The organism is uncultured Mobiluncus sp. (genome assembly GCF_902488535.1).
Classification (GTDB): Bacteria; Actinomycetota; Actinomycetes; order Actinomycetales; family Actinomycetaceae; genus Mobiluncus.
Map to the genome: position 1 here is coordinate 66,350 of NZ_CABTWO010000003.1, position 26,861 is coordinate 93,210.

Here is a 26,861-nt window from a genome sequence, read left to right on the forward strand (position 1 = left end):
GACAAACGATGAGTGACGGAAACGCGAACCCGGCCGCTTCTGGGGAACACCCGAAGCGTCCCATTTCGGTGCTGGTCATCGACGATCACGGGCTGTTTCGGGCGGGAGTAATTGCGGAACTGAGCAAGTATCCCGACGAAGTCCAGGTCATGGGGGAAGCGGATAGTGTGGAGGACGCTATTGCCGCAGTGCGCCAGGGCGTTCCCGCGGTGGCACTGCTGGACGTGCACTTGCCGGGCGGTCACGGCGGCGGAGGCGCAGAAGTCGCGGCGGCCTGCATGGGGGTGCCGACCCGGTTCCTGGCGCTGTCGGTGTCTGACGCAGCAGAAGACGTGGTGGCGGTTATTCGGGCGGGAGCCCGCGGCTACGTGACCAAGACTATTGCCACGCCTGACCTGGTTGACGCCATCGTCCGGGTGGCGGGTGGAGACGCGGCTTTCTCACCCCGGCTGGCAGGTTTCGTGCTGGATGCGTTCGGGGCGGCGCGCACCGACATGGTGGGCACCGATTCCGAACTCGATTCGCTCACGGAGCGCGAGTTTGAGGTCATGCGCCTCATCGCGCGCGGTTTCGCTTACAAAGAAATTGCCTCTGAACTGTATATTTCCGTGAAAACAGTAGAATCTCACGTGTCCTCCGTGCTGCGCAAACTGCAACTGTCCAACCGTTACGAACTGTCTAAATGGGCCCAAGACCGGCGCATCGGTTGAGGGGGTGGGGAACCTGCCCGGGCACGCTGGAAGGTGAAGCAAACCGCTGCGAGATGATAACGTAAAGGCGCAATTATTTTCGGGATAGAAAAGGATTATTGATGCAGCGCACCGTGGTAGCCCCCCATGTTACCTCCGGCTTCACACAAGCGCGCTATCCCGCTATCGCTCGCACTTCCAGCCGGGTTTTGCTGATGATGTGGGAGGCGCTGCCCTCAGAGTGCGCGACCCGCACCAGCGCTGAACTCGCCGGCGCGAACCCGGCCAGCCCCGAGGAACCACATTATCGCCGGCTGTGCCCGACCAGTCTGTGCCTGTCACGGTCTTTTGATAACGGTTTGACCTGGGAAGAACCCCGCACCTTGGCGGCCGGCAACCCGCAGGAATTTCTCGGGTTCCATGTTCCGTCATTCCTGCATGACCGCGTGACCGGACGCATGTTCTGTTTCTATACCCGTTCCCTGGTGCCGGGTTGGGATTCACGCCAGGCACAAACGGCGCTCTTTGTCGCGTGGACCGACGACGACGGCTTGACCTGGGAACATCAAGATATCACCTCCATGATTATTGCCGGGCGGGACTTTACGATGGCGTATATTCCGCGCGGGCGCGGCACGCAACTGACGGCAGGGCAGTGGGCCCAGCGCTTGTGCCACGCGGGTGTCATCGTGGACGAATCAGGGGACCGCAAAGCGGTGTTTATCGGCTCGGACGACCACGGTGCCAGCTGGTGGGCCTCACCCCCGGTGGGAGCGAATGTGGATTATTGTTCGGCGGTGTCCAACAGTGACGGAACCGAAGTTATGCTGCTGATAAAAACCCAAGGCTCGACGGTGAAAACGTGGGCGAAATCGACTGATGGCGGCCGCACTTTTGGGCAACCCACCGCGGCGATGGATTCCCGGCTCATCAACATCATGAGCCCGCTCGAGGAAGTGTTTCACGGCGCTTGCCCCGGCACCCCTCATGCGGACGTGTTCAGCTACATCGGCGAACGCACGGTGTGCAACGGAGATTGCACCGTGTTGATGCTGTCTGTTGATGGGGCCCGCTCGTTTCGGGAGGCGGCGATTTTCGATGTGAAAACCTACGGCGCTATCGACATCGTTTCGCTGGCTGACCAGGCTAAATTCGCCATCGCTTACGAAGGCCCCGACGGTGTGGTCTGCGAAATTTTGCCGTTCTCTAAGCTAAGCAGCATCAAAGCGTTAGCGGAACAGTGGGCTCAACAGGCATGAATGATTTGTTTTCTACCCTTGCCCAAGGTGCTGGCGGTGAGATTCCCGTGTCGGCAGCCCTGCCACGCGGGGCGGTCGCGCAGCCCGAGACCCCCGAGGCGGACTCCGGTTTCGCGGGCTGGTCCGGGATGGATGCGGCGCGCCGCGAGGACTGGCGGGCCCGCAAAGTTGCTGCAATCATTGAGGGTTTGAACCCGGAACAGCAGGCCGCGGTGACCCACGAGTCCGGTCCGCTCCTGGTGATGGCAGGAGCGGGTTCGGGCAAGACTCGGGTGCTGACTCGGCGGATTGCGTGGCTGCTGGCGACTGAGAGAATCCGCCCTTGGGAAGTCCTGGCGATTACTTTCACTAACAAGGCGGCCGCCGAGATGCGTGAACGAGTCGAAGCCCTGGTCGGCAACGCCGCGAAATATATGTGGGTGTCCACCTTTCATAGTGCCTGCGTGCGGATTTTGCGTGCCGAAGCTGAGACTCTGGGGGTGACTAGGTCCTTCTCTATCTATGACACCGCCGACACGAAAGCCCTGCTGACGCGCATCATCAAGGGTCGGGGGCTGGACCCGAAACGTTTCACGCCGAAGTCTTTTGCTGCCAAAATTTCCCAGGCCAATAATGAACTCATCACCCCCGAAGTGTTTGCGCGGGATGCTGGCGTGGACAAGATGAGCCAGCTCACGGCGGAAATCTATACCGAGTATCAGCAGCTGCTGCACCGCGCCAACGCGTTCGACTTTGACGACCTCATTGCGTCCACGGTCTATCTGTGGAAGGCACATCCTGACATTTTGGCGCAGTATCGAGCCAAATTCCGTCATGTTTTGGTGGACGAATACCAGGATACGAACCCGGCGCAGTATGAGCTGATTCGCTTGCTCACGGTGGGAGCGGCGGGCGATACCCAGCCGCCTGCCGAACTGACGGTGGTGGGTGACTCGGACCAGTCGATTTATGCCTTCCGCGGCGCCACGATTCGCAACATCGAAGAATTTGAATCGGATTTCCCCGGTGCCACCACGGTTTATCTGGAACAAAACTACCGCTCGACCGGCACGATTTTGTCCGTCGCGAATGCGATTATCTCGGAAAATGAGGGCCGGCGGAAAAAGAATCTCTGGACCGAAGCGGGGCAGGGCGTGCAGGCCGTGATGTACGCGGCTGACACTGACCGGGACGAGGCCGCTTTCATCGTCCGCGAGCTGCTCACGCTCCGCCAGGAAGGCTCGGCTTGGGACGAATTCGCGGTGTTCTACCGAACCAACGCCCAGTCGCGTTCCCTGGAGGAAATGCTGACGCGAGAGGGCATCCCTTACCGGGTCGTGGGCGGCACCAAGTTCTATGACCGGCGCGAAATCAAGGACGCCATCGCCTACCTGTGCGCCGCGGCGAACCCGGCCGACGACGGTAACCTGCTGCGGGTGTTGAACGAACCGAAACGCGGTTTGGGAGACAAAGCGGTAGCGACTATTCGCGAGGTGTCGCTGCGTGAAAGCCTCGATTTTGGCCAGGCTTTGCGCCAGTTCCTGCCGGGGGGCACCCATCACGGCGACTTGAGCGCGAAAGCCAGCACGGGGATTGCCCAGTTCGTGGGCGTTTTAGACGCCATGCGGTCTTTGGATGCGGCGGGCGCTCCCCTGGACGAAATCTTGGACACGGCCCTGGAGGACAGCGGCTACCTGCCGAAACTGCGGAAATCTAACGACCCTCAGGACGACGCACGGGTGGAAAACCTGGCGGAGCTGCGTAACGTGGCGCAGGACTTTTCCCTTTCCGAGCCCGATGCCCGCCTGGCGGATTTCTTAGAGCGGATTTCCCTGGTGGCGGACGCGGATCAGCTTCCCGACACCACTGCCCAGCCCGAACGCCCTGCTGACCCCGTGCCCCCTGCGGCCTCGCCGGAAGTGACCCTGATGACGGTGCATACCGCAAAAGGACTGGAGTTCAACACCGTGTTCGTGACCGGGATGGAGGACGGACTGTTCCCGCATTCTCGTTCCCTGGACAATCCCCAGGACGTGGCGGAGGAACGTCGGCTCGCTTACGTGGCGGTCACAAGGGCGCGCCAGCGGCTGTACCTGACCCGTTGCGCCGCGCGTACGGTTTTTGGTGAGACGGTAACCATGCCGGCTTCGCGGTTCTTGGAAGACATCCCGGCTGAACTGGTCGATAACCGGCGCGAAGCCACCACCGTGGACTATTTCGGTGGGCTCGCGTCTCGCGGCTATGGCGAACCCGCCAGCTCCGCTTACGGATACGGCGGGCGTGGCGGCCGCGGGGGAGCTGCGGGAGGCTATGGCGCATACCGTGGCGCTCGGCAATCCTCGGGTTCACGAGGGTCGAGCTCCACGTCCGGGGGTAAGTTCGCCAACTCGCGGATAGGGTTGACTACGGCGCGCGACTTGGCCGGCGGCAAAGGCTCGGGAGCCTCGCCGGCGAAAACCACGAAAGCGAAACCGGCGGGCAAAATTCCCGAACTTCACGTCGGTCAGCGAGTCCACCACGACATCTACGGGGAAGGCAAGGTCACCGGCTTGGAGGGCCAAGGCAAAGGCACCATCGCCACCGTGAAGTTCCGCACGGGCGCCGCCAAACGGTTGTTGTTGAACTTTGCCCCGCTCACTCCGGTCGATTAAAACGCTACAGACCGGCGGACGAGGCCGGTCTGTAACGCAATTCAGCTACTTATTCTTCTTTTTCTTCTTTTTCTTTTTCTTCTTCTTGTCGTCCTCGCAGTCCTCAGCACTCTCGGCAGCCGGTGACGCCGCGTCAGCCGGTGCGGGATCCAACGTCACAAACGGAATCTCCCCCGCTTTGGCGCGCCCCACCACTTCTGCGGCATGATTAGGCACCGAACGAACCGTCTCAAACGACGTGCGCACATACCCGCTCGACGGCGGACGATCGGGCAAGGTAATGGGGGCAGTATCGCTGGGCAGATCCGTATAGGGAATAGTAGACAGGAAGTGGGCAATCATATTGAGCCGCGCGGCCTTCTTGGAGTCCGAGGACACCTGATACCACGGGCATTCCGTCGTGTCGGTATGCACCAGCATCTCGTCTTTTGCTCGTGAATAGTCCTCCCACCGGGTGATGGACTCCAAGTCCATGGGCGAGAGCTTCCATTGGCGCAAGGGATCGTGCAAACGCCGGGAAAACCGCTCGTACTGCACTTTGTCGGACACCGAGAACCAGTATTTGCGCAGCATGATGCCGTCCTCGACCAGCATTCGTTCAAAAGTCGGGCACTGCTGCATGAACTTTTGCACCTGAATCGGGGTGGCGAACCCCATGACTTTCTCGACCCCGGCACGGTTGTACCAAGAGCGGTCAAAAATCACGATTTCTCCCGCGGCAGGCAAGTGGGAGATGTAGCGCTGGAAATACCACTGGGTTTTTTCGCGTTCCGTAGGGGTGGGCAGCGCCACGACCCGGGCGACACGCGGCGAGAGATACTCGGTCAGCCGTTTGATGGTGCCGCCTTTGCCGGCGGCGTCCCGGCCTTCAAAGATGATTACAATCCGGGCGCCGGTTTGCTTCACCCACCGTTGCAGTTTCGCCAGCTCGGTTTGTAGCCGATACAGCTCGGTTTCATAGATTTTGTTGGGGACTTTGAGGGGTGGTTCCGGTCTGTACTTCGACAGTTTTTCCGGGTTACCGTGGTCTTGCATGGCGACGCTCCTTTGCTCCGCTAACGTCTTGAAAAGACATACTTCCAGCATAGACGCAATTTTTGCGGCTGGGCCGGAATTATCGGGGTGGAAAATCTGATTTTTTTCGATACACTATAAGAAATATCTCGATGTCGAGACATAATTTCTAGAATGAAAGGAACAGCGTGGACCTCTACGAGTACCAGGCGCGTGACCTGTTTGATAAGCATGGAGTCCCGGTTTTGCCGGGCAAAGTCGCAAGCACTGTGGAGGAGGCCAAGGCTGCTTTCACCGCCTTGGGTACTCCGGTGGCAGTGGTAAAAGCCCAGGTTAAGACCGGTGGCCGCGGTAAGGCGGGTGGCGTTAAGCTGGCTCGCAGCGCGGAGGAAGCCGAAGCTAACGCCCAGGCAATTTTGGGTATGGACATTAAAGGCCACACTGTTTACCGTGTGATGGTGGCGGCCGGAGCCGACATCGACCGAGAGTTCTATTTCTCGATTCTGCTCGACCGCGCGAACCGCCAGAACCTGGCGATGTGCTCGGTCGAAGGCGGCATGGAAATCGAGCAGCTCGCCAAAGAAAAGCCCGAAGCGCTGGCGAAGGTGCCGATTCCCGCCTCCGGCATGGACGCGGCCGTGGCGCGCCAGATTGCCGATGAAGCCGGATTCGACCCGGAAACCGCCGCGAAGGTCGCTCCGGTTTTCCTGAAACTGTGGGAGGTCTACACCGGTGAGGACGCCACCCTGGTGGAAGTAAACCCGCTGGTGGCAACCAAGCAGGGCGACATCATCGCCCTAGACGGCAAGATGACCCTCGACGATAACGCCCGCTACCGTCACCCCGAGCACAACGAACTGGTCGACCACAAGGCGGCTGACGAGCGCGAGCTCAAGGCTCAGGAGGCCGGGTTGAACTACGTGCGCCTGGAAGGCCAGGTCGGCATTATCGGTAACGGCGCCGGTTTGGTTATGTCCACCCTGGACGTGGTGGCCTACGCCGGGGAAAAGTACGGTACTAAGCCCGCGAACTTCCTGGACATCGGCGGGGGCGCCTCGGCCGAGGTCATGGCGAAAGGTCTGGATGTGATTCTGACCGACCCGCAGGTCAAGTCCTGTTTCGTCAATGTTTTCGGCGGTATCACGGCGTGCGACGAGGTCGCGAACGGCATCATCGGCGCGCTCCAGATTCTGGGCGACCAGGCGACGAAACCCCTGGTGGTGCGCCTGGACGGCAACAAGGTCGAGGAGGGGCGCGCGATTCTGAAAGCCGCCAACCACCCCTTGGTCACCATGATGGAAACGATGGACGAAGCCGCCGACAAGGCCGCTGAACTGGCCGCGAAGTAAAGGAGAAGCACCACAATGTCGATTTTTCTTGATGAGAACTCCAAAGTAATTGTCCAGGGCATGACCGGTTCGGAAGGCCGCAAGCACACGACCCGGATGCTCGCCTACGGCACCAAAGTTGTCGCCGGCACGAACCCGAAAAAGGCCGGAACCACCGTCGAATTCGACGTCGTCCCCTACGGCCCGCTGGCTGATTCGGTCCAGGGCGGCACCGTCAGCGTCCCGGTGTACGGCACGGTTGCCGACGCCAAGGCCGCGACCGGCGCGAACACTTCGGTCATCTTTGTGCCCCCGGCAGGTGCGAAAGGCGCCATCATCGAAGCCGTGGATGCCGGCATGGAGCTGGTGGTGGTCATCACCGAGCACATTCCCGTCCAGGACACGAACGCCGCTTTCGCCTACGCGAAGTCCCACGGCGTGCGCATGATTGGCCCGAACTGCCCCGGCATCATCAGCCCCGGCAAGTCTAACGTCGGCATCACCCCCGGCGACATCACCCCGCGCGGCAAGCTCGGCTTGGTGTCCAAGTCCGGCACGCTGACCTACCAGATGATGTACGAACTGCGCGACTTGGGCTTCACCACCTGCATCGGTATCGGCGGGGACCCGATTATCGGCACGACCCACATAGACGCCCTCGAGGCTTTCGAAAAGGATCCCGAAACCGAACTGATCGTAATGATCGGTGAAATCGGCGGGGACGCTGAGGAACGTGCGGCCGCCTACATCAAAGAACACGTCACCAAGCCCGTGGTGGGCTACGTGGCGGGCTTCACCGCTCCCGAAGGCAAGACCATGGGCCACGCGGGCGCTATCGTCTCCGGTTCTTCCGGGACTGCGGCGGCCAAGAAAGAAGCCCTCGAAGCTGTCGGGGTGCGCGTCGGCAAGACGCCGAGCGAAACCGCGCGCATCGCTCGCGAAATCATGCAGAGCAAATAGTTTTTGCCCTAGCTTTTGAGAGGGACGCGGTCGGAACTGAGGTTTCGGCCGCGCCCTTTTTGCCTGTTCACAAGGCGTTGCGGCGGGTTTCGCCGTCGCACCAGGTCGCGGGGGTCGTTTACGGCGGGATTCACAAGGGCGGTGTGCCGGGTCGCTCTGGCTCTGTTTTCGGTGTGGGCAGGGGTGGGGTCGTTGCTAATTGGGGATTAAATCGGGGTTGGTGGTTATATAGGCCAGCTATGCCGATTTAATCGCGAATTTCGATCGCTTACCCCGGAACCTTGTTGTTCCGTCGGCGGTGCGCCAGGTCGCGGGGGTCGTTTACGGCGGGATTCACAAGGGCGTTGCGCCGGCTCACTTCGGCGCGGCAAGTCCGCGCGGTTCTGAGGGTTTCCTATACTTAGGTTGGATGAGGCGCGGCTCACTGCGCCAGGGAGGAGAGTTATGGACGCACGGTCTAACCGTCCTGGTCAGCGTCCCCCAACTCGCCCGGGGAGGCGCCAGCGCCGCGTCACCACCGCTCCTGACGGCCAATCCCTGCCGACCGAACTCAGCCAGGAACGCTCCGGTTCGCCCGCCGGTTCTACCGGCACCGGTGCCGCAGGACTGAGCGCGACGAAACGTTTTCGCCGCCCCGATTTTCGCTCTGTTTTCCGCTCCGCATTGCGCTCCGTTTTCCACAAACCTACCCGCGCCGAACTGTTCCCTGCTGGAACCTGGCGTTCTCTGTGGCTGGGGTTCCAGACTTGGGCGATTAGCTGGGCGGTGCTGGTACTGTTGGCAATCGCGGTGTGGACGCCCACTGCCGCCACGCCCTCGGAAAAAGGCACGAAGTGGAGCGATGCCCTGATGGTGGGCAACGCTATTTTTGCCGCTGCATTCCGCGCCGAGTTTTCCAGCGAAACGATGCGTTTTTCCCTCACGCCGTGGGGGCTCACCCTGCTGATTGGGCTGATGCTGGCAGCGAGTCTGCGGGTGGCGAAACCGGCAAATGCCCCGGCTTTGGCTTGGGGACTGTTGGCGTTTCTCATTCCGACCTGGGTGTGCCTGGGTTTTGCCGCGGTTTCCCTGGTGGTGTGGCGCGCGTTCATTTTTTCGCTTTTTTTCGCGGCGATAGTGTTCTTTGTCGTAGCCAGACATCTGACCTGGTGGAATGTGACCGCGTTTTTCCCCGAGGGCGAGCCGTGGCCGTGGCTAAGCCTGGCGGGTCGCTGCCTGCGCGTGCTAGCTGGGGGAGGCGCGGCGCTATCCGCGGTTTTCCTGCTCGCGGGCTTGATTACCGGCTGGGAGCAAATGCGCACCATCTGGACCGGACTGAAACCTGACGCGCTCGGTTCCGTAGCGATGTTCCTGGCCATCCTCGCTTACCTGCCGACCCTGCTGGTGTGGGGTATCGCGTGGATAACCGGTCCGGGCCTCAGCTTGGGTCAGGGAACAGTGTTTTCTCCCGGCCAGGTCATCGGGGGCGACTTGCCGCCGGTGCCGGTGTTGGCGTGTCTACCGGACGCCCCGGTAGGGTGGTGGCCCCTGATTTTTCCGGTGGCACTAGCAATTGGCTTGGGCCTCTACCTCGGCGGACGTCACCAGCTCGGACTGGCTGACACCGCGTTGTCCCTCGCCCTGTTCCTGGCGGGACTGTTGGTGGGCGGGCTGCTCATCGTGTGGTTTGTCAGCGGTTCACTAGGGCCGGGCCGCCTGGTGAACGTGGGTCCCACCGGCTCGACCCTCTATGCGGGAGTGCTGGCCTGGGGCGTGCCTTTCGTGGTGACCGCCCTGCTGAACCACCCGCAGATGCGCGCCGCCACCCGGCGTTTCGCGGTGCGGGTCTCGGGCAAAAATCCGGAGGCTCTTCCCACTGCTAGAATCGACTTATGACGAAGCGAGTCTTAAAGCTGCCCGGAGACCGTCCCTCCCGCCTGGTGGTGCTGATTTCCGGGGACGGTTCTAATCTGCAAGCACTCTCTGAAGCGACCGCGAACACCGCTTACGGTGCGGAAATAGTCGGGGTTGTTTCCGACCGGGAGACTGCCGGGGGACTGCAGTGGGCGCAGTCACAAGGGATTCCTACCGCAGCGGTTTGTCTGGGAGACTTTCCCGACCGGGAGGCCTGGGACAGTGCGCTGACGGCAGCGGTACAGTCCTGGGAACCGGATTTAGTTGTCAGCGCCGGGTTTCTGAAAATTTTGGGTCCGAAATTCTTGGCGCAATGGCCCTCTCACATCGTCAACACCCACAATTCGCTGCTGCCCTCTTTCGTGGGTATTCACGGGCCGCGCGATGCCCTGCGCGCCGGGGTGAAACTCGCGGGGGCCACGCTGTTCATAGTTGATCCCGGCATGGACACCGGCCCGATTCTGGCCCAGGTGGCGGTTCCCGTCCACGACGATGACGACCTGGAAACCTTGACCGAGAGAATCAAAGTCGCCGAACGCGCCCAGCTGGTCGACAGCGTGGGCCGGATGGTAGCGCACGGCTGGTGGATTGACGAAGTTCGTGCCGGTTTTGAAAGCGACTAGGATTGAACCGTGGGTTTCTTTTTGCGCAACCGCGGTCGCGGCCCCGAAAGACACCCGAATAACTGTTGATCTTTAGACAAAAGCAATAACCCCAACTAAGGAAGGCAATACAAGGTGGCGGAAACGACAAATCGTAATCAGGAAACTCAGATTCCCATCAAGCGCGCGCTGGTCAGCGTGTGGGATAAAACCGGGCTGGAAGAGCTGGCAGCGGCTTTGGTCGAGGCCGGGGTGCAAATCATTTCCACCGGCTCCACCGCGAAAAAGATTGCGGCCGCGGGCTTTCCCGTCACCCCGGTAGAAGACGTGACGGGCTTTCCCGAATGCTTGGAGGGACGGGTCAAAACCCTGCACCCGCACATTCACGCCGGTATCCTCGCGGATCGGCGTAAACCTGACCACGTCAAGCAGCTGCAGGAACTGCAGGTCGAGCCCATCGACCTGGTGGTGTGCAACCTCTACCCGTTCGAGGACACGGTAGCCAGCGGCGCCGACTTCGACGCCTGCGTGGAACAGATTGACATCGGCGGGCCCTCCATGGTGCGCGCCGCGGCAAAGAACCACCCCTCGGTCGCGGTGGTCACCGCGCCTTTCATGTACCCCCATGTCATCGAGGCGGTCCAAAATGGCGGTTTTGACCTGCGGGAACGCCGAATTTTGGCGTCTCAGGCTTTCGCGCATACCGCTGAATATGACGCGGCCATCGCCACCTGGTTCGATGATCAGATTACCCACTTTGCAATGCAGGCTATCGGGGCGGAACTCGACCCGGACGCCACCGGGGATAACGGCGCGGACGCACTGCCCGAATGGGTCGAGATGTCGGGGGACCGGGACACTTCCTTACGTTACGGGGAAAACCCGCATCAGGCCGCAGCCTTGTACATCGACATGGATGCGCTGGCGGCAAAGGTGGCCGAAGGCGGGCCGGATTCTGATTGTATGTGCCCCGAATGCGCTCCCCACCCGGATTTGGCTGACGTGGCGCTGTGCGACAGTATCGGCGCTGATGAGACTATCGTGCCAGCTCCCGGTATCGCTAACGCGATTCAGCTGCACGGCAAGGAAATGTCGTTCAACAACTACACGGACGGGGACGCGGCGATTCGCGCGGCTTATGACCACGCGGAGCCTTGCGTGGCGATTATCAAACATGCTAACCCCTGCGGCATCGCAGTAGCCGCTGACGTCGCCACTGCCCACCGCAAAGCTCACGCCTGCGACCCGGTTAGTGCTTTCGGTGGGGTCATCGCGGTGAACCGTCCGGTGACGGTGGAGCTGGCGAAACAGATTGCCCCGATTTTCACCGAGGTGGTGCTGGCTCCGTCTTATGAGCCGGGAGCTGTGAGCGCCTTGGCGGCGAAAAAGAACGTGCGGGTGCTTAAGGTCACTCCTCCCGATCGGGGAGCCTTGGAAATCCGCCAAATCAGCGGGGGCTACCTGGCCCAGCAGCGTGACGACGTGGCCGAGTCGGGCGACCGGCCCAGCGGTTGGACCAAGGTGTGCGGTCCTGATGTTGACGAGGCGACCTTGCACGACCTGGAGTTTGCTTGGCAAACTATCCGCGCCACGAAGTCTAACGCCATTCTCTTGGCGCATGACGGGGCGACGGTCGGCATCGGCATGGGCCAGGTCAACCGGGTCGATTCTTGCAAGCTGGCGGTGGAACGCGCCAATACCCTGGGTGGACGCGAAACCGGAGACGCGGCCGCGAGCGCTCAAAGCGACGTCGCCGGGGGCGCACGAGCCGACGACTTAGCGGTGGCAGCTCCTCCCGAGCGGGCGCGCGGCGCGGTCGCGGCGTCCGACGCGTTCTTCCCGTTCGCGGACGGCCCGCAAATCCTCATCGACGCGGGCGTGAAAGCTATCGTCCAGCCCGGCGGTTCTATCCGTGACCAGGAAACTATTGATGTCTGTGAAAAGGCCGGGGTCACGATGTTCACCACCGGGGTGCGTCACTTCTTCCACTAGAGGCGTTTGGCGCGGCTGGTGATCCGGGGATTGCCGGTCACGCCGCCCCGTATAACCGTAACCGACCCGCAAACCGTCGAGGGATTCTTTTGAACACCCCAAACCCGTCGCAAACCCCTGAACCCGACACGCCGGACTGGCAGTCGCTGGATTCTGTGACGCCTGACCAGCCCACGGTGGTGCCCAACACGGCTCCGCATCCTTTCGATGCCCCCAGCCGCGCCCAAGTGTTGCTGCTGGTGGTGGCGGTGTCGGTCCTGCTGGCGCTGTCTGTCATCGGATGGTGGCAAGCGGCGGTCTGGGGTTTAGTCGTAGTGCTGTTGGCGCTGGCGGGGTTTCGCCTGACTAACCGCCACGCCTGGACTCGGGCGCGCGGAACGGTCTTTGACGTGACTGTCCTGGTCGTGGCGGCGGTGGGGATTGCCCTGGTGATGCTGGTATTGCCGGAGTGAACTGCGATAACTCGGCAGTGGGAAAATTCAGAAAGTTGGTAAGCTAACCCTATGGTTGACGAAAAACGTAACAATCGCGACGAAATTACCAATCGGGCGCAAAACCCGATGGATAAGCCTGGTTGGGTGGAAGTAGACGGCGAGCGGTACTGGCATTGCCCGCGGTTGTTTACTGCTGAGAAACACCAAACTTTGCCTTGGACCCTGGCGGACCGGGTGCGTCGCCTACCCAACGCGAAACTGCTGGACCGAAAGACCGAGCTCGGCGGGTGGCGTTCGATGACGGCGGTGGAGTTCAACGAGGACGTTCATTCGGTAGCGCGCGGCTTGATTGGGATGGGTTTGCAGCCCGGGGATCGGTTCTCCATCATGGGTCACACCTCGTATGACTGGATGTTGTTGGAATACGCGGGATTTTGCGCCGGACTGGTGTTGGTCCCGATCTATGAGACGGATTCCGCCGAACAGATCGCGTGGATTTTAGAGGACGCCGACCCCGCTTTGGTGGTGTGCGAAACGAACGCGATGCGCCAGCTGGTCAGCTCGAAACGGGATTGCGGCCGCAGCCTGAAACACGTGTTGTGCCTGGAAGACTCGGCGGTAGTCAGGATTAAAAAGGTCGGTATGGACGTTCCTGATTTCCAGGTTGACGAGCGTTCCCGCGCGGTGACTATCGACGACGTGTCCACTATTGTGTACACCTCCGGGACTGCCGGAAAGCCCAAAGGTGTGGAAATCACGCACGGGAACTGGATGGAACTGCTGGCCAACGGGATGAAGTGGATGCCGGAAATCGCGGGGTATCCGTCCTCGCGGCTGCTGGTGTTCCTGCCGTTGGCTCACGTTTTGGCCCAATACCTGCAGTTGATTCAAGTGTGGGGGGCGGGCACGCTGGGTCATGCTCCCAATATCCGCAACCTCATCACTGACCTGCAAGAGTTCGCCCCGTCCTACGTCATGGTGGTGCCGCGGGTGCTGGAAAAGATTTACAACACGGCTCAGGTGCAAGCCCGGGCGCACCGGATTTCGCGCATTATGTTTTCCCGGTCGGTGAAAGTCGCCGAAGCCTATTCGCGGGCTTTGGATACGGCAGAGGGGCCCAGCCGGCGGTTGCGGGCGAAACGTTTGATGTATTCTCAACTGGTTTATCGCCGGATTTTGTCTCTGTTTGGGCCGAATCTGAAGTTTGTGATTTGCGGCGGGGCGCCGTTGAGCGAAGAACTCGGGCACTTTTTCCGCGGCATCGGAATGCCGGTGTTGGAGGGCTACGGTTTGACCGAAACCTGCGCGCCGCTGTGCTTTAACAACATTAAGAACTACCGTATCGGTACGGTCGGGCCCGCGGTGGCGTCTACTGACCTAAAGATTTCTCCCACCGGAGAGTTGCTGGCAAAGAGTCCGGCCATCTTCCATCGCTACCACAACAATCCGGAACAGACCGAGGCCGCTTTTGAAAACGGCTGGTTTAAGACCGGCGATTTGGCCACCATTGACCAGGACGGTTTTGTCAGGATTACGGGACGCGCCAAGGACATCATCGTCACCGCCGGGGGAAAGAACGTGGCGCCCTCAGTGCTGGAAGATCCGCTGCGCCAGTATGCCCTGATTAACGAAGTACTGGTGGTGGGCGAGGGCATGCCGTTCGTGTCCGCCCTGATTACCTTGGATACGGATATGTTGCCGACCTGGCTTAAGAACCACGGGATGCCCACGATGGACGCGCTGACCGCCTCCAAGGATCCCCAGGTGTTGCAGGCGATTTCCCGAGCGGTGGAACGGGTCAACGCCCGCGTGTCTCGCGCCGAATCCATCCGCAAGTTTAAGGTCTTGCCGACCGCCTTCACCGTCGAAAACGGTCTGCTGACTCCGTCGATGAAGGTCAAGCGCAAGGAAGCGGCCGCGGCGTTTGCTGCCGAGATTGAGGAACTTTACGCCGACAAGCTGGTGAAGTAAGGCCGCCGGGCCGCCGTGGGAAAACCGTAAACAACTCCAGGGGGAAAACTATCCTGGAAATTTATCTCGATATCGAGTAAAATTTCGATGGTGGCGAGAAGCCCTAAAAATTGACCTCTACAAGGAGTAAAAATGGCGAAAATCAAAGTGGAAAATCCGGTGGTCGAACTCGATGGCGATGAGATGACCCGCATTATTTGGCAACAGATTCGCGAAAAACTCATTTTGCCTTACCTGGATGTGGACCTGAAGTATTACGACTTGGGCATCGAAAATCGTGACAAGACCGAGGATCAGGTCACTGTCGATTCCGCCAATGCCATTAAGAAGTACGGTGTGGGCGTGAAGTGCGCGACCATCACCCCTGATGAGGCCCGCGTGGAGGAATTCGGACTAAAGAAAATGTGGAAGTCCCCCAACGGCACTATCCGCAATATTCTGGGCGGGGTTATTTTCCGCGAACCCATCATCATGCAAAACGTCCCCCGCTTGGTCAAAGGTTGGGACAAGCCCATTGTGGTGGCGCGTCACGCGTTTGGCGACCAGTACAAGGCGACGGATTTTAAAGTTCCCGGTGCCGGCAAGGTCATGTTGAGCTGGGTTCCTGATGACGGCAGCAAGCCCATCGAGCACGAGGTCATTCACATGCCCGAGGCGGGCGGCGTCACCATGGGCATGTACAACTTCAACGATTCCATCCGCGATTTCGCCCACGCCTGCTTTAACTACGCTCTGGTACGGAAGTACCCGGTGTACCTGTCAACCAAGAACACGATTCTAAAAGCGTACGACGGCCAGTTCAAAGACATTTTCGCCGAAATCTATGAAACCGAATTCAAGGACAAGTTTGAGGCCGCCGGTTTGCTCTATGAACATCGGTTGATTGACGACATGGTCGCCAGCTCCCTGAAGTGGCACGGCGGCTACCTCTGGGCGTGCAAGAACTATGACGGTGACGTCCAGTCCGACACGGTGGCGCAGGGCTTTGGCTCGCTGGGGTTGATGACCTCCGTGCTGATGACCCCGGACGGGCGCACGGTTGAGGCTGAGGCGGCTCACGGCACGGTGACGCGCCACTACCGGGCTTGGCAGCGCGGGGAAAAGACTTCCACCAACCCGATTGCCTCCATCTATGCCTGGACTCGCGGGCTGGCGCATCGCGGCAAGCTCGATAACACTCCGGCGGTCATTGAGTTCGCTGAGACCCTCGAGGACGTCATTGTGAAGACTGTCGAGGGCGGTCAGATGACCAAGGACCTGGCGCTGTTGGTCGGCGGGGACACCCCCTGGTTGACCAGCGACGACTTCATGAATGCGTTGGACGAGAATCTCCAGGCTCGCTTGAGCTAGAGCGTCGGCGCATCAGCACCAACCCCACCACAATCAGCCCGGCGCTCAGCGTCACGGCTCCAGCTACCTGTACCCCGGTTTTCGCCAGGGCGTCAGCGACTCTGGCGGGCAACGACTGATTCGGCGGGGTCAGGCCCCATTCTTCCCACACGCCCGCCACGCGCGGGTCGTCCGGGTTAGGAATGTAGGTGTTCTTGTCCGGGTCGTAAATCCAGCCGGGAATGTCATAAGGGTCGGTGACCCGGTTCGGGTCCACCCCTTTCGGCAACGGCGGCAGCGGTTTCTCAGGCGGGGTCGGGGTAGTGCTGGGCGTTGGGCTCTGGCTGGGTATGGCGCTCTTGCTGGGCGTTGGGGTAGAGCCGGGCACGATTGAGCCGCCCCCGGTGTTCCCTCCTGGCGTCGGGGTGTTCACGATTGGTTTCGGCACCAGCCCCAGCCCGTAACTCCACTTGGCGGTCCCGGACGACTTATCCCCATAGGGCAGTGTCACCAGGGAGGGGGAAAACTTCAGGTAGTTGGTGTTGGGCGTGTTTGGTGGGGTGGACTCGATGAGGTACATTCCCAGCGGGAGATTGGTGAACTTCACCACGCCATTGTTGCTCGTGGTGCCGGTTCGGGGGCTTTCCAAGCCTTTATTGCGCGCCTGCGTGACTGTCATCTTCGCCAAGTCCGCGTAGCTCACATTGCCGGTGGTGTTGACACCTTTCACTTTAGAAATCGTCACGGTGTAGTTGTCGGTCGAACCATCCGTGATGCCAGGCTTACTTAGGTCGTCATAGGGGTTCTTGCGGGTCAAGCGCACTTCCAGCGCGCCCGGATAGTTGGGGTTAATCTCATTCACATTGAGAGTCGCGGTATCACCGGTGATGGCGTGAATCTTGTCCTCTTCGCTGCTGGCCAGGGCGGGCGCCGCACCCAGACTGAGAGTCAGCGCAAATCCTGCCCCCAACGCGGCCAAGCGCATTCTCAGTTTCGTTTCCATGACTTCATCTCCCTGGTTTTTTCCGTTTCGCCGGGCGCATTGCCTTTAAAGTTTTCGTTTCGCCGCCGGCGCCGTTGGCCCCACACCCACACTATTGCCAGCACTGCGGCCGCTGCGGCGATAGCGACCAGCACCCACATCCACCAGGACACGGCCTGCAGCGGAGCCTGCACCGCGGGGAATTCCTCGGGGGGCAGAGTGGTGCGTTCTCCGGTGACCAGCAGGCGGTGGGAGTTGATGCCATAAGGAGTGCAGGTCAGCACCGTCAGCAGGTCCCGTCCACCCTCGACTTTGAGGGTCTTCACTTCGTCAGGTTTCACGACCCGAATGTCGTAAACCCGGTAAGCCATCTTGCGTCCCATCACGTCCAGGAACATCAAATCGCCTTTTTCCACGTCCACCAGGTGGTCGAGCAGGGTCGCGGTGGGCAGTCCGGTGTGTCCGGTCAACACCGCGTGGGTGTCATTCCCGCCCACCGGCAGGGACGAACCATAGAGGTGGCCAATTCCGCGCTCCAGGGTCTCCACTTCGGAACCGTGATAAATCGGCAGGTCGACCCGCGCTTTGGGAATCACCAGCCGTCCCATTTCGGGCAGCAGGTCCAGCTGGTGCAGATACCCCTGATAGGGGTAGTTGTTCTTGGACACGCGCGCCATCCACGGGTCCAGCACGGGAATGCCGGGAATGCTCCGGTTGTATTCCTCGGCTTTGGCGAGCATTTCGTCCAGCGCCTCGGGTCGGCTCTGTTCTATCTGTTCGCTGTAGGCCAGGGTGTGGCGGCGTTGTTCATAGTTGTTGAGGTTTGTCGCCACCACCGGGTAGAGCAGTACCCCTATCCCGATGATGGTCAACAGCACAGGAATCCACAGGCGGGGGCGTGAGTGGACGACGTTGATGTGCTTCGGTGCGTTCGCGACTGAGCGCGGCGCCAACACTACAGGGTTCTTTCCACTCACGTTATTCCCCTCCTTTCGGTTAGTTGAGATTATCCCGGTACTGCGGGTGAACGCTGCTAGGAGCGCTGGCGGTGCATATAGACGGCAGCTCCACCCAACAGCACCAAGCCGAGCACCACGAACAGGGCGATGCCCATGCCGCCGGTATTCGGCAGCAAGCCGGTAATGGAGCTGGTGGAGGTGTTCGTTACCGTCACCGTTACGGTTTTGCCACTAGCGGCATTTACCGTGGTGGCATCGAAAACGAAAGTCTGCGGACCGGCCAGCTGCTGGTAGCCATCGGGTGCTTTGGTCTGCACCAGGCACAGATCCTGGGTGGTGGTTCCCAGCGGGCCCAGCGTTATACCGTTAGCTGTGTCGGTGATCTCAAACTCGCTCGTAGCGGTGCTAGATCCGGTCGGGGTAACCGCGATTGGATCGCCGGTGGTCTCGGTACCCAACGGGCTACCCGCGCACTTGTAGATCTTGAATTTTCCGCCGGAAAGCGTCTGGGTGCCCTCAGCGTTTTTGTTCAAAATCTTCAAGTTTCCGAAAGTGGTGTTGGCGGGGTTATTCGGGTCGGACTCAATCTCCGTGGTTGAGTCGGCACCGCCGTTCGCGGTGGTGTAAATGGCTTTCGCGGCGTTGGTTACTCCACTTTCAGGAGTGACAGTGTTCAGCACCTTGGTGGTGACCACCAGACGCAGAGTCTTGCCTTTGGCAGGGTTAGTCGTATCGTTAAGCTTATTGAGGCCATTAGCGGTGAAGGTTACCTGCAACTGGTTAGTAGCTGGCGTGTCGAGCGCAACGTCGTAATCAGAGCCGCCTCCAGACAGAGCAACTTTACTCCCGGTGGGATCGAGTACTGCGGAAGTAACGCCCATTGCCTTCATATTGGTCGGAAGATCCTGCACCACGAACTTGGTGTAGGAGTCGGAGGTACCGATATCAGGAATCGGCACATCCATCTGCCAAGTCATCGTGGAACCGGCCGCAATCGGGGTGCCTTTCGGGGTGATGTCCGTCTTGACAATCTTGCCGGCATCTCCGTTCTTGGGATAGACATGAATGTCATATACCCAAGTGTCGGTATGTTCCGGATCCGTCATGGGGACGAACACAATCGCCGGATTCATCAGGATCTTACCAGCCGGAGCCGAAACCTGTGTCAGCAGGTATACGCCGGGTTTTAGGCCTGAGAAGGTGTGAGATCCATCCTCTCCAGTGGTGCCGGTCGGGGCACCGAAGCTGGTATCTTTAGCCCCGAAGTTCTGGGCGGTGAGAGTCAGCGCCTGCCCGTATCCGGCATTAGTCGTGATATTAATGCTGGATTTTTCGAGTTTAAAGGTGGCGTCTTTGATTGCCTTGGCTCCCGTGGGGGGAGTCTGCACCTTGCCCGTGGGGTCTACCGTGCTGCCTCCGGTAGGCATAGTCAGGGCGTGAACTGTGATTGATCCATTTGTATCTGGCTTAATCGGTGCGGCGGAGGCGGCCGGCGCGTTGAGCATTCCCGCAGCCCCCAGCAGGGCGACCGCCCCGGTGGCAAAAATCGCCACGGCGCGTCGCCAAATGGGTATTCCTATGGATTTCATAATCTTCTAACCTCATCTTCCTGTGTTTATTAGTGGTTTTCCTTGAGTAAAGTCTTTCGACGGTAAGCCAGGGCGAGCCCGCCTGCGAGCGTCATCAGTCCGATGATTTCAATCCAGAGTCTCGCCCCGCCAGTCTTGGGCAGGTACCCGGAGGAAACCTCCGCCACATCAATAGACCATGGCTGCGTGTCTGTGAGGGGCGGATTCACGGCCACCATTCCGGTGTGGGAGACATAGTTCGCCAGTTTCACCTCGAGATCGTCACCAAAGTCGGTGTACGGGTCGAATTTCTGGTTGCCATCGAGATGATTTTTAGGACTGACCGTGAAATCCCAATAGGTGGGCAGCATCTCGCCCATCCCGGACTTCGTTTCTTCCAGAGCGTAGCCGCCTGGCTCGAGAGCCGCCGCAAATACACCCGGTATATCGTTGCCGTTCTGGTTCTTCTGCGGCGTCACGTCTATAGGGTTAGTCAAATCGGGCTTTCCGTTGGCTTGCAAGGGATAAATCTTGAACTCAGCCCCGGTGTTGATTGCCGTCTGGAATTCCTTATCAACCTTGCGAACCTGCACGTTCACCTTGTTCTGGTAGATGGCGTGCATGACGACGTACGGGTCGTCTCCGGGCTTCACGGTGAAGCCGGCAGCAGGAATCTGAGCGCGGCTAGCCGCAGGCCACTTAACTGTCCCGTTTTGCGTGTCTAACACATCGGTGAATGCGGGTTCGCTGCGCGGGAGCTTAGTGATTGGATCCAGCAGCTGATTCAACGGCGGCGTCATAAACGCGGTGATGTGCTTCAGATTCTGTGCTTCCAGACCGCTCAAATCAGGCGTAGGAGACTGGGGAACAACGGCGCAGGTCGAACCTACCGGCACAATTGCGCGAGCCAGCTGGGCAGCCTTGGCGTCTTGCCACGTCGAGGTGGTCACCGGCGGGGTAACAGATTCGTCGACCGTTATCTTTTCGTACCGGAGTGTTCCGCTGCCAGTTGAGCTATACCCTGGCAGCTGCGGATAGCTACAGGTGTAGTTATAGGGATACTGTGTTGTGTCCTTTGCAAGTAGCGCCTTAGCTCGCGATCCTTCCGGATAGGCGACCACGCTGACATCAGCTTTTTGAACCAGATAGGCGTTGGTGAAGGTAAGCGTGCTCCGGTTCTTGCCCGCAGCGTCAAACACAACTTCATTAGCGTTCTTGTACTGTGACAAATGTGATTTCTGGGTGGGGCATTGCTTATTAGGCTCCGCGGGAGTCGGGCAGGGATATAAGGTGCCCATGAACTGGGGTTTAAATCCTTGCGTGCGTACCTGCTCACCGCCGGGATCGGTGGTTTCACTAAGCTCGGCACTGAGACGGTGGCGCAAAGTCGGGTAGGCTCCAATCGGGTCAGCACCGGCGTTTACTATCTCGAAAGAACAGGTAGCCGTGGCGGGCAGGATATCGTCGCTAGACCTGCGGATTTTAACCGGGGTTCCGGAGCTGTCCACATCCACGGTACCGGTGTATGTCACCGGGGTTCCTTCAGTGGCAGGAGGCTGAGCCGGCTCTCTCAAAACCGCATCGGTGCAGGTGTAGTTGATTGTATATCCCGGAATAGTGAGACGTGAGCCAACATTCTCTTCGTATTCGCTCGCCTCGGTATCGAGCTTGGCGTTGACCCACAGATTCGCTTCGGGGCGATTGTAGGTGTTGGTAAGATCGAAAGTCGTGTACTTTTGCTCTTCGCCCTGCGGCACCACGTAGTCGGGATGCACCCTGAATCCCTTCAAGATGCTTTCTTCTTGAGTTGGCAGGAGGTTCCCGTCCGCGTCGTAAGTTACTTCGCCCACGGTGCCGCCGTTGACATCAACGGTGCCGAACAGGTCGTGAGTGCCGTCGTACTTGGCGAGCTGATTCTTCAACGTTTGCAGCGGATTCGGATCAGTTGGGGGTATATCGGCAGTCAGAATAGTAGAGGTATCCGCGGGGATATTGTGCAACACATAGTCCACCGAGGCATCATAAGTTTCCGGTCGCGTCTGCGCGATGACGCAGTTATAGTCCACCGGCACAAACACGTCGGAGATACCGGTGGCGGTGTAGGGATCAGACGTACTGGGCGTTAGCTTCAGCGTGGTGTTATAGATAGCGGCGGCGTTACCCCCGTTGCCCTCAATCGTCACTTCATTCGCCACCAGTGCGGGGGGTTTGCAATACAGGCGTAGCGAGACCTCCTTGCCTGCTCCTAGGCGTTTGCCGTTTCCATTCACCGTGAGGTTGACTTTAACCCGGGTCTTTTCAAACGTGTAGTTGTTCCATGGCACCATCGTGCCCGCAAAGTTTTCCGGCAGTGTCTGGGGCACAATTGGGTTGGTAGATCCGCTGGGATTGTCTTTATCCGACCGGTATATGTTGTCCTTGGTTCCGCCGTCGCGCGGCAGCTTCACCAGAGCGACGGTCTTCGAGCCGGGGTCTCGGTAGCTGCACAGTTCGGTGCCCAAGGTTTCGCAGTTGGAAACAATCGGCTCGCGAGAACGGAAACCGGGGGTCAGCTCCCAATAGTTGTCCCACTTGGAGTGCGGACGCTCGGCTACAGCCGAATCTTCAGATACCGCGCAGACAGCACCGGCCGGCAGGGCATCTATGGGGTGCCATTCACCTTGCTGGAAGCGTCCCATCTCGATGCTTCGCTTGTTGTCCAAGCTACCGAGCCGGTCGCTGAGGTCTTTGCCAAACGTGTCGATAACTTTCTGCTTTTCCACGATAGTGCGGGCATCGGGAATCGGAATCGGAACCCCGTTCAGCGTGCAGGAATAATCGACCTTGAACTGGTGATCTCCAGGAATCATCGACACGCCTTCGCCGCCGACCTTCTTCTTAAGGTTGAACGAGCCGAGCTGCATCCGGTAGGGGATATGCAGTGTCAGGCTGTTGGCATCAGCAGCACTTCCAGCTCGGGTGACCACCTTGCCGGTTAAACCGTTCTGGCTATTTTCCGTGCCCTCGCCACCCACGGCATCCCACGTAAAGTTGGCTCCCGAGGCGGCATCGGCGCGAAGCGGCAGACCGCTGGAATCCACCAGGTCAGCGCCGGGAATCTTGAATAGCGGCTGGTTGAGGTCAATCTTGCAGTTCCAGCCCACCGGCACGGTCAGCGGGGCGGGCAGCTGCCAGCCCTCCGCATTCACCGTGAAGTCGCCGGCAATCTTGTATTCGTCCGACTCGTTGGTGCAATCCAGTTCGGCGCGAACCTTGTAGTCACTCGTGGTGGCTCCGGTATCGGTCTGGTGAGTGAACAGGGGAGTCTTCCACTCCGCAGGCACCGCAATCGTGGCAGACTGCAGGGCATCGGCGGAAGTTTTAACTTCTGTGGTCGTCGAGAGCATCAGATTGGTGTAGGCCACCGAGTAGTTGTTAACAACGTTGATACTCAAGGTGCTTTGCGTTCCTGGCGAGGTGAAGTGCAGGACGGGGTTCCCTGGGTCGCTGGAACTCTGGCTAGCCGATTGACCGATAGACGGTGTCATAGTGGTGTTGCGTGCCAGCTTAGCGTTGTCGTTGGTGACCTGGGTCAGCGTGCATTGCCTGTTGGCAGGTATTTGGGTCGCATTGCTGATTTCCGCATTGCCGCGCTCGCGTTTTAGCGTGACTGAATATTGCTGCCCTGTTCCGCAATCAATTTGGTACTGATAGCTGCCGGGCAGCAGTGTCTTGAGGGAGGCATAGGGCAGGGTATCTCCGGATTCGGTGTGCAGAGTGATAGCGCCTGCGGTCTGCAGCTTGTAACGGGTCGTAATCTTTGCGACAGTCCCGCCCAAAGTCACGGAGGTACTGGCGGCATCTACCGTGGTGGTGGGGATGACCCGATAGGCTTCCGGATAGAGCAGGTCTCCGGGATTATTCGGATCTTCCTTGGTCGCCAGTGCCTCTAATCCTTGCACCTCGGTGGTAAAGGTACAGGTTGTGCCTATCGGCAGAACTCCCAGATTGACTGTGCTGTCGCCGTCGATATTCCTTTCGATTACCTCAGGCTCGGCAACTTCCGGTTTCGTGCAGGTAGCAGTGACTTTCTTTGTCAGTGCCAGCAGCTCATTTTTCAATTTCTGATTCGTCGGCGTGGAATCGAAAGCGGGATCGAAATCAGACGTGTGCCGCACCTGTTTAGCGGTGGTCTTGTAGTTCACCTCGGTATTAGTCGTCACGGGCAGGGGACTGCTGGTGTCGGTAATGGGACCGAAAGTCTTGTCCGGCGCCAGAGTCATCGTCACGTTCGGAGGTATCCCCGAGGGCAAAGACTCGCTAATAGTGCAGGTGGCAGCGGCTGGGACTGTAATCGTCTTAGGAATATCTGCCTTCGCAGTAAAACTCAGCGTACCAGAAGATATTGTCGCGCCGTTTTGCTGGCAGCTGAGGGTCTCGGTAAATTCTTGCGCGCGCCCCACACTCAAGGCGTTTCCGCTCAGGGTTTTGGTGAAGGTTATTTGCGCATTCTTTCGTACCAGATCCTGTTTGAGCGAAATCGATTTTTGGCCACCGGAATGAACCCAGAAATAGTTATTGTTGCACTCTTTCTCCGCAGTGCCCTTATCTTTCCAATCTCTGGCGCACACGTCGGAGGAGTAGCTGTCGGTGATGTTAAAGCCCGGTACGCTCCACGGATCAGTCTTTGCCGTTCCCGGTGCGCCTTTCGGAGGTAGGGAAGTAAACAGGCAGTGCGTGCCGACCGGCCAGGTCGGAATGGTCTTGCCGTTAGAATCCAGAATCGGCTGATGGGTATTGGGGTCTCGCTTAATACCGAGTTCATAGAACTCGGTCCCGCCGGTGGGCACATCCACCGCACCGAGTTCCACATACCCCGGCATCGCGGCAGCACCGGATTCGGGGATTTCCGGCGGACGGGTCGGATCTCCCATATAGCGGCAGTTGTAGTAAACCGGCACGAAATCGGGCTTATTAATCGTTGAATAGGCGGGATCATCCTGGGAATTGGTGAAGTTCACCTGCACTTTCACGGAGGCTTTCTTCGAAGTGAAAGTGGTCAGCGTTTCCAAGATAGATTTATCCGTGGGGTCTGCTGAGGCAGGTTTCGTCAGTTGTTCCCCGGACGCCTTAAACCCGTAATCGTAATCTGTGGCGGGCGGTGCGGTTTCAGTAGTTTTGACCTCAAAGTATTGGGATTGTTCCAGTGTGTCGTCCACGGTCATCAGGTTGTCCCAGTCATCTTTCGTCCACTTATCGGTGCATCCCGCAGACTGATCCCTGCCGTAGCAGCGGTGCGGATACTTCACGGAACTGTTTACCTGGCATGTGGCGCCGACCGGCATACGTTTCACTTTATCTATTCCGGGAGTGCCGATAGGCATATCCGGGAAACTGTATTCAGTGTTCAGCGTGACGTCTGGATCTCCGGGATTCTGCTTGGCAAGAACTAGCTCCTTCGAACCCTGGGTAAACGCTGCATTCGGATCTTCTATAGCGTAGGGATCGCGACAGCTCCAATCTATGTTGAACTTGGATTTCAGCACGTCGAAGCGGATTTGCTCGTTGCCGACTTTCACCGATTTTCGCAGCACGGATTCTTGCATGGGACGGTGATAGAACCCGCACTTAATATAGGTGTAGGTATCAAGTTTCGTTTTTTCAATCTCAATCCCGCCCCGATTGGTTGAGTCGGTGCCGGGGGCGAAGGTCGTTGGTGTGAAAGCCGTGGGATATTTTTGTCTTGAGAATCCCACGCAGCGGGCGTTCGCTTCCTTAGGCAATTTTGCCTTCGAATATTTCCCATCTCTGAGCCGCAATCGCGTCAGGGCATACTTATCCTTATCCGGTCGGGGCACAATCCGTAGGTTGTTTACCCCTTCGGTGCGTTTCTCAATAATGCCATCCGTGCCGGTGCTCAGTACCTTAGTCAAGCCGTTGGCAGTCACCCCAAACTTAGTGTCTGCAATCGGGTTGAGGTACACCAGGTTTTCATCCACTGCGTCGGCAGTAATTTCCACGCCCGGATCCATAAATAGATAGTTTTCAACCGTGTCGGCGAACTTCCCATCCCGCACGTGGTTACATTTTTGCCCATCCAGATAAGCGGGGACAGTCTCTTGTGAGGGATCCAGAGCGTTGCACGCGTCCTTAACCTTTTTCCGCTGTGAATCATTATATTGGGGGTAAGTGTCAGGATCTTCGTAGTGGTAGAAATCGTCAGTGTAACCACCGTAATCATGTTTCAATGTAGTAACAGACCCACCGGTTTTATCTGCCAGCTCTTTCAGAAACCCTCGTTTCCACGGGCCGTTATAGTACCCCGGCCCCATCCCCATCAGGCGCAGATGAGCACCCTTATCATGGATTTTCAGAGCCATGTCCAGGGCATCTCTACGGCCCCGTACAGGACTCCAGATGTCATTTTCGCCATAGAATGCCGGGTTTGCCACCGTGAAAAGAATAACGTTGTTATATAACGGCTGGTCAGCTGGTTCATGGTAGCGGGCTTGAAATTCATTTTCGTAATCCACCATGTCGTCATAGACCTGTTTCAGACCCCACCAAATATTCGAGCCATCCCCGCATGTCGGCCTTTCACCATTACCGTCTGTGGCATCCAAAGTGCCCAGTTTGGTCATAACTTTGGCGTAGCCCTCATGGTTTTCCAGTGAGGTTGCTTTCAGATTAGGGGTGTTGTTATGGGCTTGCTTGCCTTCTTTGGCGCGATGGAAAGTATAGACCCCGACCGAAACCGGAGCACCGCGCAGGTGTTCAAGCATATCCATAATCTTGTTAGCTTGGTCATAGTTGCGGTCCTCATAGTCGCTTTGCCAGTGTTTGTATTTCCCACCCATGGTCTCCCAGGTGTAACCGGCTTCGAAATCAAACACCAGAGCTACCCGGTTATTTGTTAGCTTGGCGCGATGATAGGTGTCAGAGGTGCGGGGGAAATTTTCCGTCCAAGGATCGTTGGTGGCGTGTCCGATCGGGCCGTGGTTCCGAGGCACGTGCTGCCCAGTAGTCGAGGCGTCGGCCGTGGCGGGTCGGACCAGCAGCGTAACCAGCTGCACCGTGCCCACGACCAGGGCAAGCGCGGCGACAATAGCCAGCGCTTTCTGTATTATTACTCGGTTTATCATTGTCCCCACCCTGATTTACCGTCGTTGTGTTTCTTCCTGTGTTCGTTCCTGAAGAGCCTTTGTTTGCTTTTATATTCGCTACTCTCATCGGGCTATTGACTTGCAGTTTTAGATTTTTCTGTGATTTCCC

Annotated in this window: 16 protein-coding genes; 11 read left to right on the top strand and 5 right to left on the bottom strand. The window is 58.8% G+C overall.

The annotated features are described in order from the left end of the window. Nucleotides 1-8: 8 nt before the first annotated feature. The 3 genes from RDL66_RS01935 (at nucleotide 9) to RDL66_RS01945 (ending at nucleotide 4,578) form a co-directional block, all read left to right on the top strand. Nucleotides 9-710: a response regulator transcription factor gene (locus RDL66_RS01935; RefSeq protein WP_308534822.1), complete on the top strand. Its 702-nt coding sequence runs from the start codon at nucleotides 9-11 to the stop codon at nucleotides 708-710. A 101-nt stretch (nucleotides 711-811) separates the two neighbouring features. Continuing rightward, complete coding sequence (locus RDL66_RS01940; RefSeq protein WP_308534823.1) at nucleotides 812-1,948, top strand: sialidase family protein; 1,137 nt, start codon at nucleotides 812-814, stop codon at nucleotides 1,946-1,948. Next, nucleotides 1,945-4,578 carry a UvrD-helicase domain-containing protein gene (locus RDL66_RS01945; protein WP_308534824.1) on the top strand — a complete coding sequence of 878 codons (2,634 nt, stop codon included), beginning with the start codon at nucleotides 1,945-1,947 and terminating at the stop codon, nucleotides 4,576-4,578. The genes RDL66_RS01940 and RDL66_RS01945 overlap by 4 nt, the downstream gene beginning before the upstream one ends. 45 nt (nucleotides 4,579-4,623) lie before the next feature. Here the strand turns inward: RDL66_RS01945 and ppk2 are convergent, their stop codons facing one another. Further along, nucleotides 4,624-5,664: a polyphosphate kinase 2 gene (gene ppk2 / locus RDL66_RS01950; protein WP_308534826.1), complete on the bottom strand. Its 1,041-nt coding sequence runs from the start codon at nucleotides 5,662-5,664 to the stop codon at nucleotides 4,624-4,626. Between the two features lie 116 nt (nucleotides 5,665-5,780). Between ppk2 and sucC the strand changes: the two genes are divergently transcribed. The 8 genes from sucC (at nucleotide 5,781) to RDL66_RS01990 (ending at nucleotide 16,122) form a co-directional block, all read left to right on the top strand. Continuing rightward, complete coding sequence (sucC, locus tag RDL66_RS01955; RefSeq protein ID WP_308534827.1) at nucleotides 5,781-6,941, top strand: ADP-forming succinate--CoA ligase subunit beta; 1,161 nt, start codon at nucleotides 5,781-5,783, stop codon at nucleotides 6,939-6,941. 15 nt (nucleotides 6,942-6,956) lie between these two features. Continuing rightward, nucleotides 6,957-7,880: a succinate--CoA ligase subunit alpha gene (gene sucD, locus RDL66_RS01960; RefSeq protein WP_297721972.1), complete on the top strand. Its 924-nt coding sequence runs from the start codon at nucleotides 6,957-6,959 to the stop codon at nucleotides 7,878-7,880. Between the two features lie 444 nt (nucleotides 7,881-8,324). Then, nucleotides 8,325-9,755, top strand: coding sequence for a DUF6350 family protein (locus tag RDL66_RS01965; protein ID WP_308534829.1), 1,431 nt, complete (start codon nucleotides 8,325-8,327; stop codon nucleotides 9,753-9,755). Next, nucleotides 9,752-10,396, top strand: coding sequence for a phosphoribosylglycinamide formyltransferase (gene purN / locus RDL66_RS01970; protein WP_299296576.1), 645 nt, complete (start codon nucleotides 9,752-9,754; stop codon nucleotides 10,394-10,396). Before RDL66_RS01965 ends, purN begins: the two co-directional genes overlap by 4 nt. 114 nt (nucleotides 10,397-10,510) lie before the next feature. Further along, nucleotides 10,511-12,367 carry a bifunctional phosphoribosylaminoimidazolecarboxamide formyltransferase/inosine monophosphate cyclohydrolase gene (locus tag RDL66_RS01975; RefSeq protein WP_308534830.1) on the top strand — a complete coding sequence of 619 codons (1,857 nt, stop codon included), beginning with the start codon at nucleotides 10,511-10,513 and terminating at the stop codon, nucleotides 12,365-12,367. A gap of 89 nt (nucleotides 12,368-12,456) precedes the next feature. Next, on the top strand, nucleotides 12,457-12,819 hold the full coding sequence (locus RDL66_RS01980) for an intracellular motility protein A (protein ID WP_308534831.1): 363 nt from the start codon (nucleotides 12,457-12,459) through the stop codon (nucleotides 12,817-12,819). A 51-nt stretch (nucleotides 12,820-12,870) separates the two neighbouring features. Then, nucleotides 12,871-14,772, top strand: a complete 1,902-nt coding sequence (locus RDL66_RS01985) for an AMP-dependent synthetase/ligase (RefSeq protein WP_308534832.1) — start codon at nucleotides 12,871-12,873, stop codon at nucleotides 14,770-14,772. Between the two features lie 132 nt (nucleotides 14,773-14,904). After that, entirely contained in the window at nucleotides 14,905-16,122 is a 1,218-nt protein-coding gene (locus RDL66_RS01990; RefSeq protein WP_297721955.1) for an NADP-dependent isocitrate dehydrogenase, read from the top strand. Here RDL66_RS01990 and RDL66_RS01995 read toward each other — a convergent pair. Genes RDL66_RS01995 through RDL66_RS02010 form a run of 4 tightly spaced genes read right to left on the bottom strand, consistent with a single transcriptional unit; the run spans nucleotide 16,079 to nucleotide 26,731 of the window. Further along, nucleotides 16,079-17,104, bottom strand: coding sequence for an adhesin (locus RDL66_RS01995; RefSeq protein WP_308534834.1), 1,026 nt, complete (start codon nucleotides 17,102-17,104; stop codon nucleotides 16,079-16,081). The genes RDL66_RS01990 and RDL66_RS01995 overlap by 44 nt on opposite strands. Then, complete coding sequence (locus RDL66_RS02000; protein WP_308534836.1) at nucleotides 17,089-18,060, bottom strand: class C sortase; 972 nt, start codon at nucleotides 18,058-18,060, stop codon at nucleotides 17,089-17,091. The genes RDL66_RS01995 and RDL66_RS02000 overlap by 16 nt, the downstream gene beginning before the upstream one ends. 56 nt (nucleotides 18,061-18,116) lie before the next feature. Then, nucleotides 18,117-19,631: a SpaH/EbpB family LPXTG-anchored major pilin gene (locus RDL66_RS02005; RefSeq protein WP_308534837.1), complete on the bottom strand. Its 1,515-nt coding sequence runs from the start codon at nucleotides 19,629-19,631 to the stop codon at nucleotides 18,117-18,119. A gap of 29 nt (nucleotides 19,632-19,660) precedes the next feature. After that, nucleotides 19,661-26,731 carry a DUF5979 domain-containing protein gene (locus RDL66_RS02010; protein ID WP_308534839.1) on the bottom strand — a complete coding sequence of 2,357 codons (7,071 nt, stop codon included), beginning with the start codon at nucleotides 26,729-26,731 and terminating at the stop codon, nucleotides 19,661-19,663. Nucleotides 26,732-26,861 lie beyond the last annotated feature (130 nt).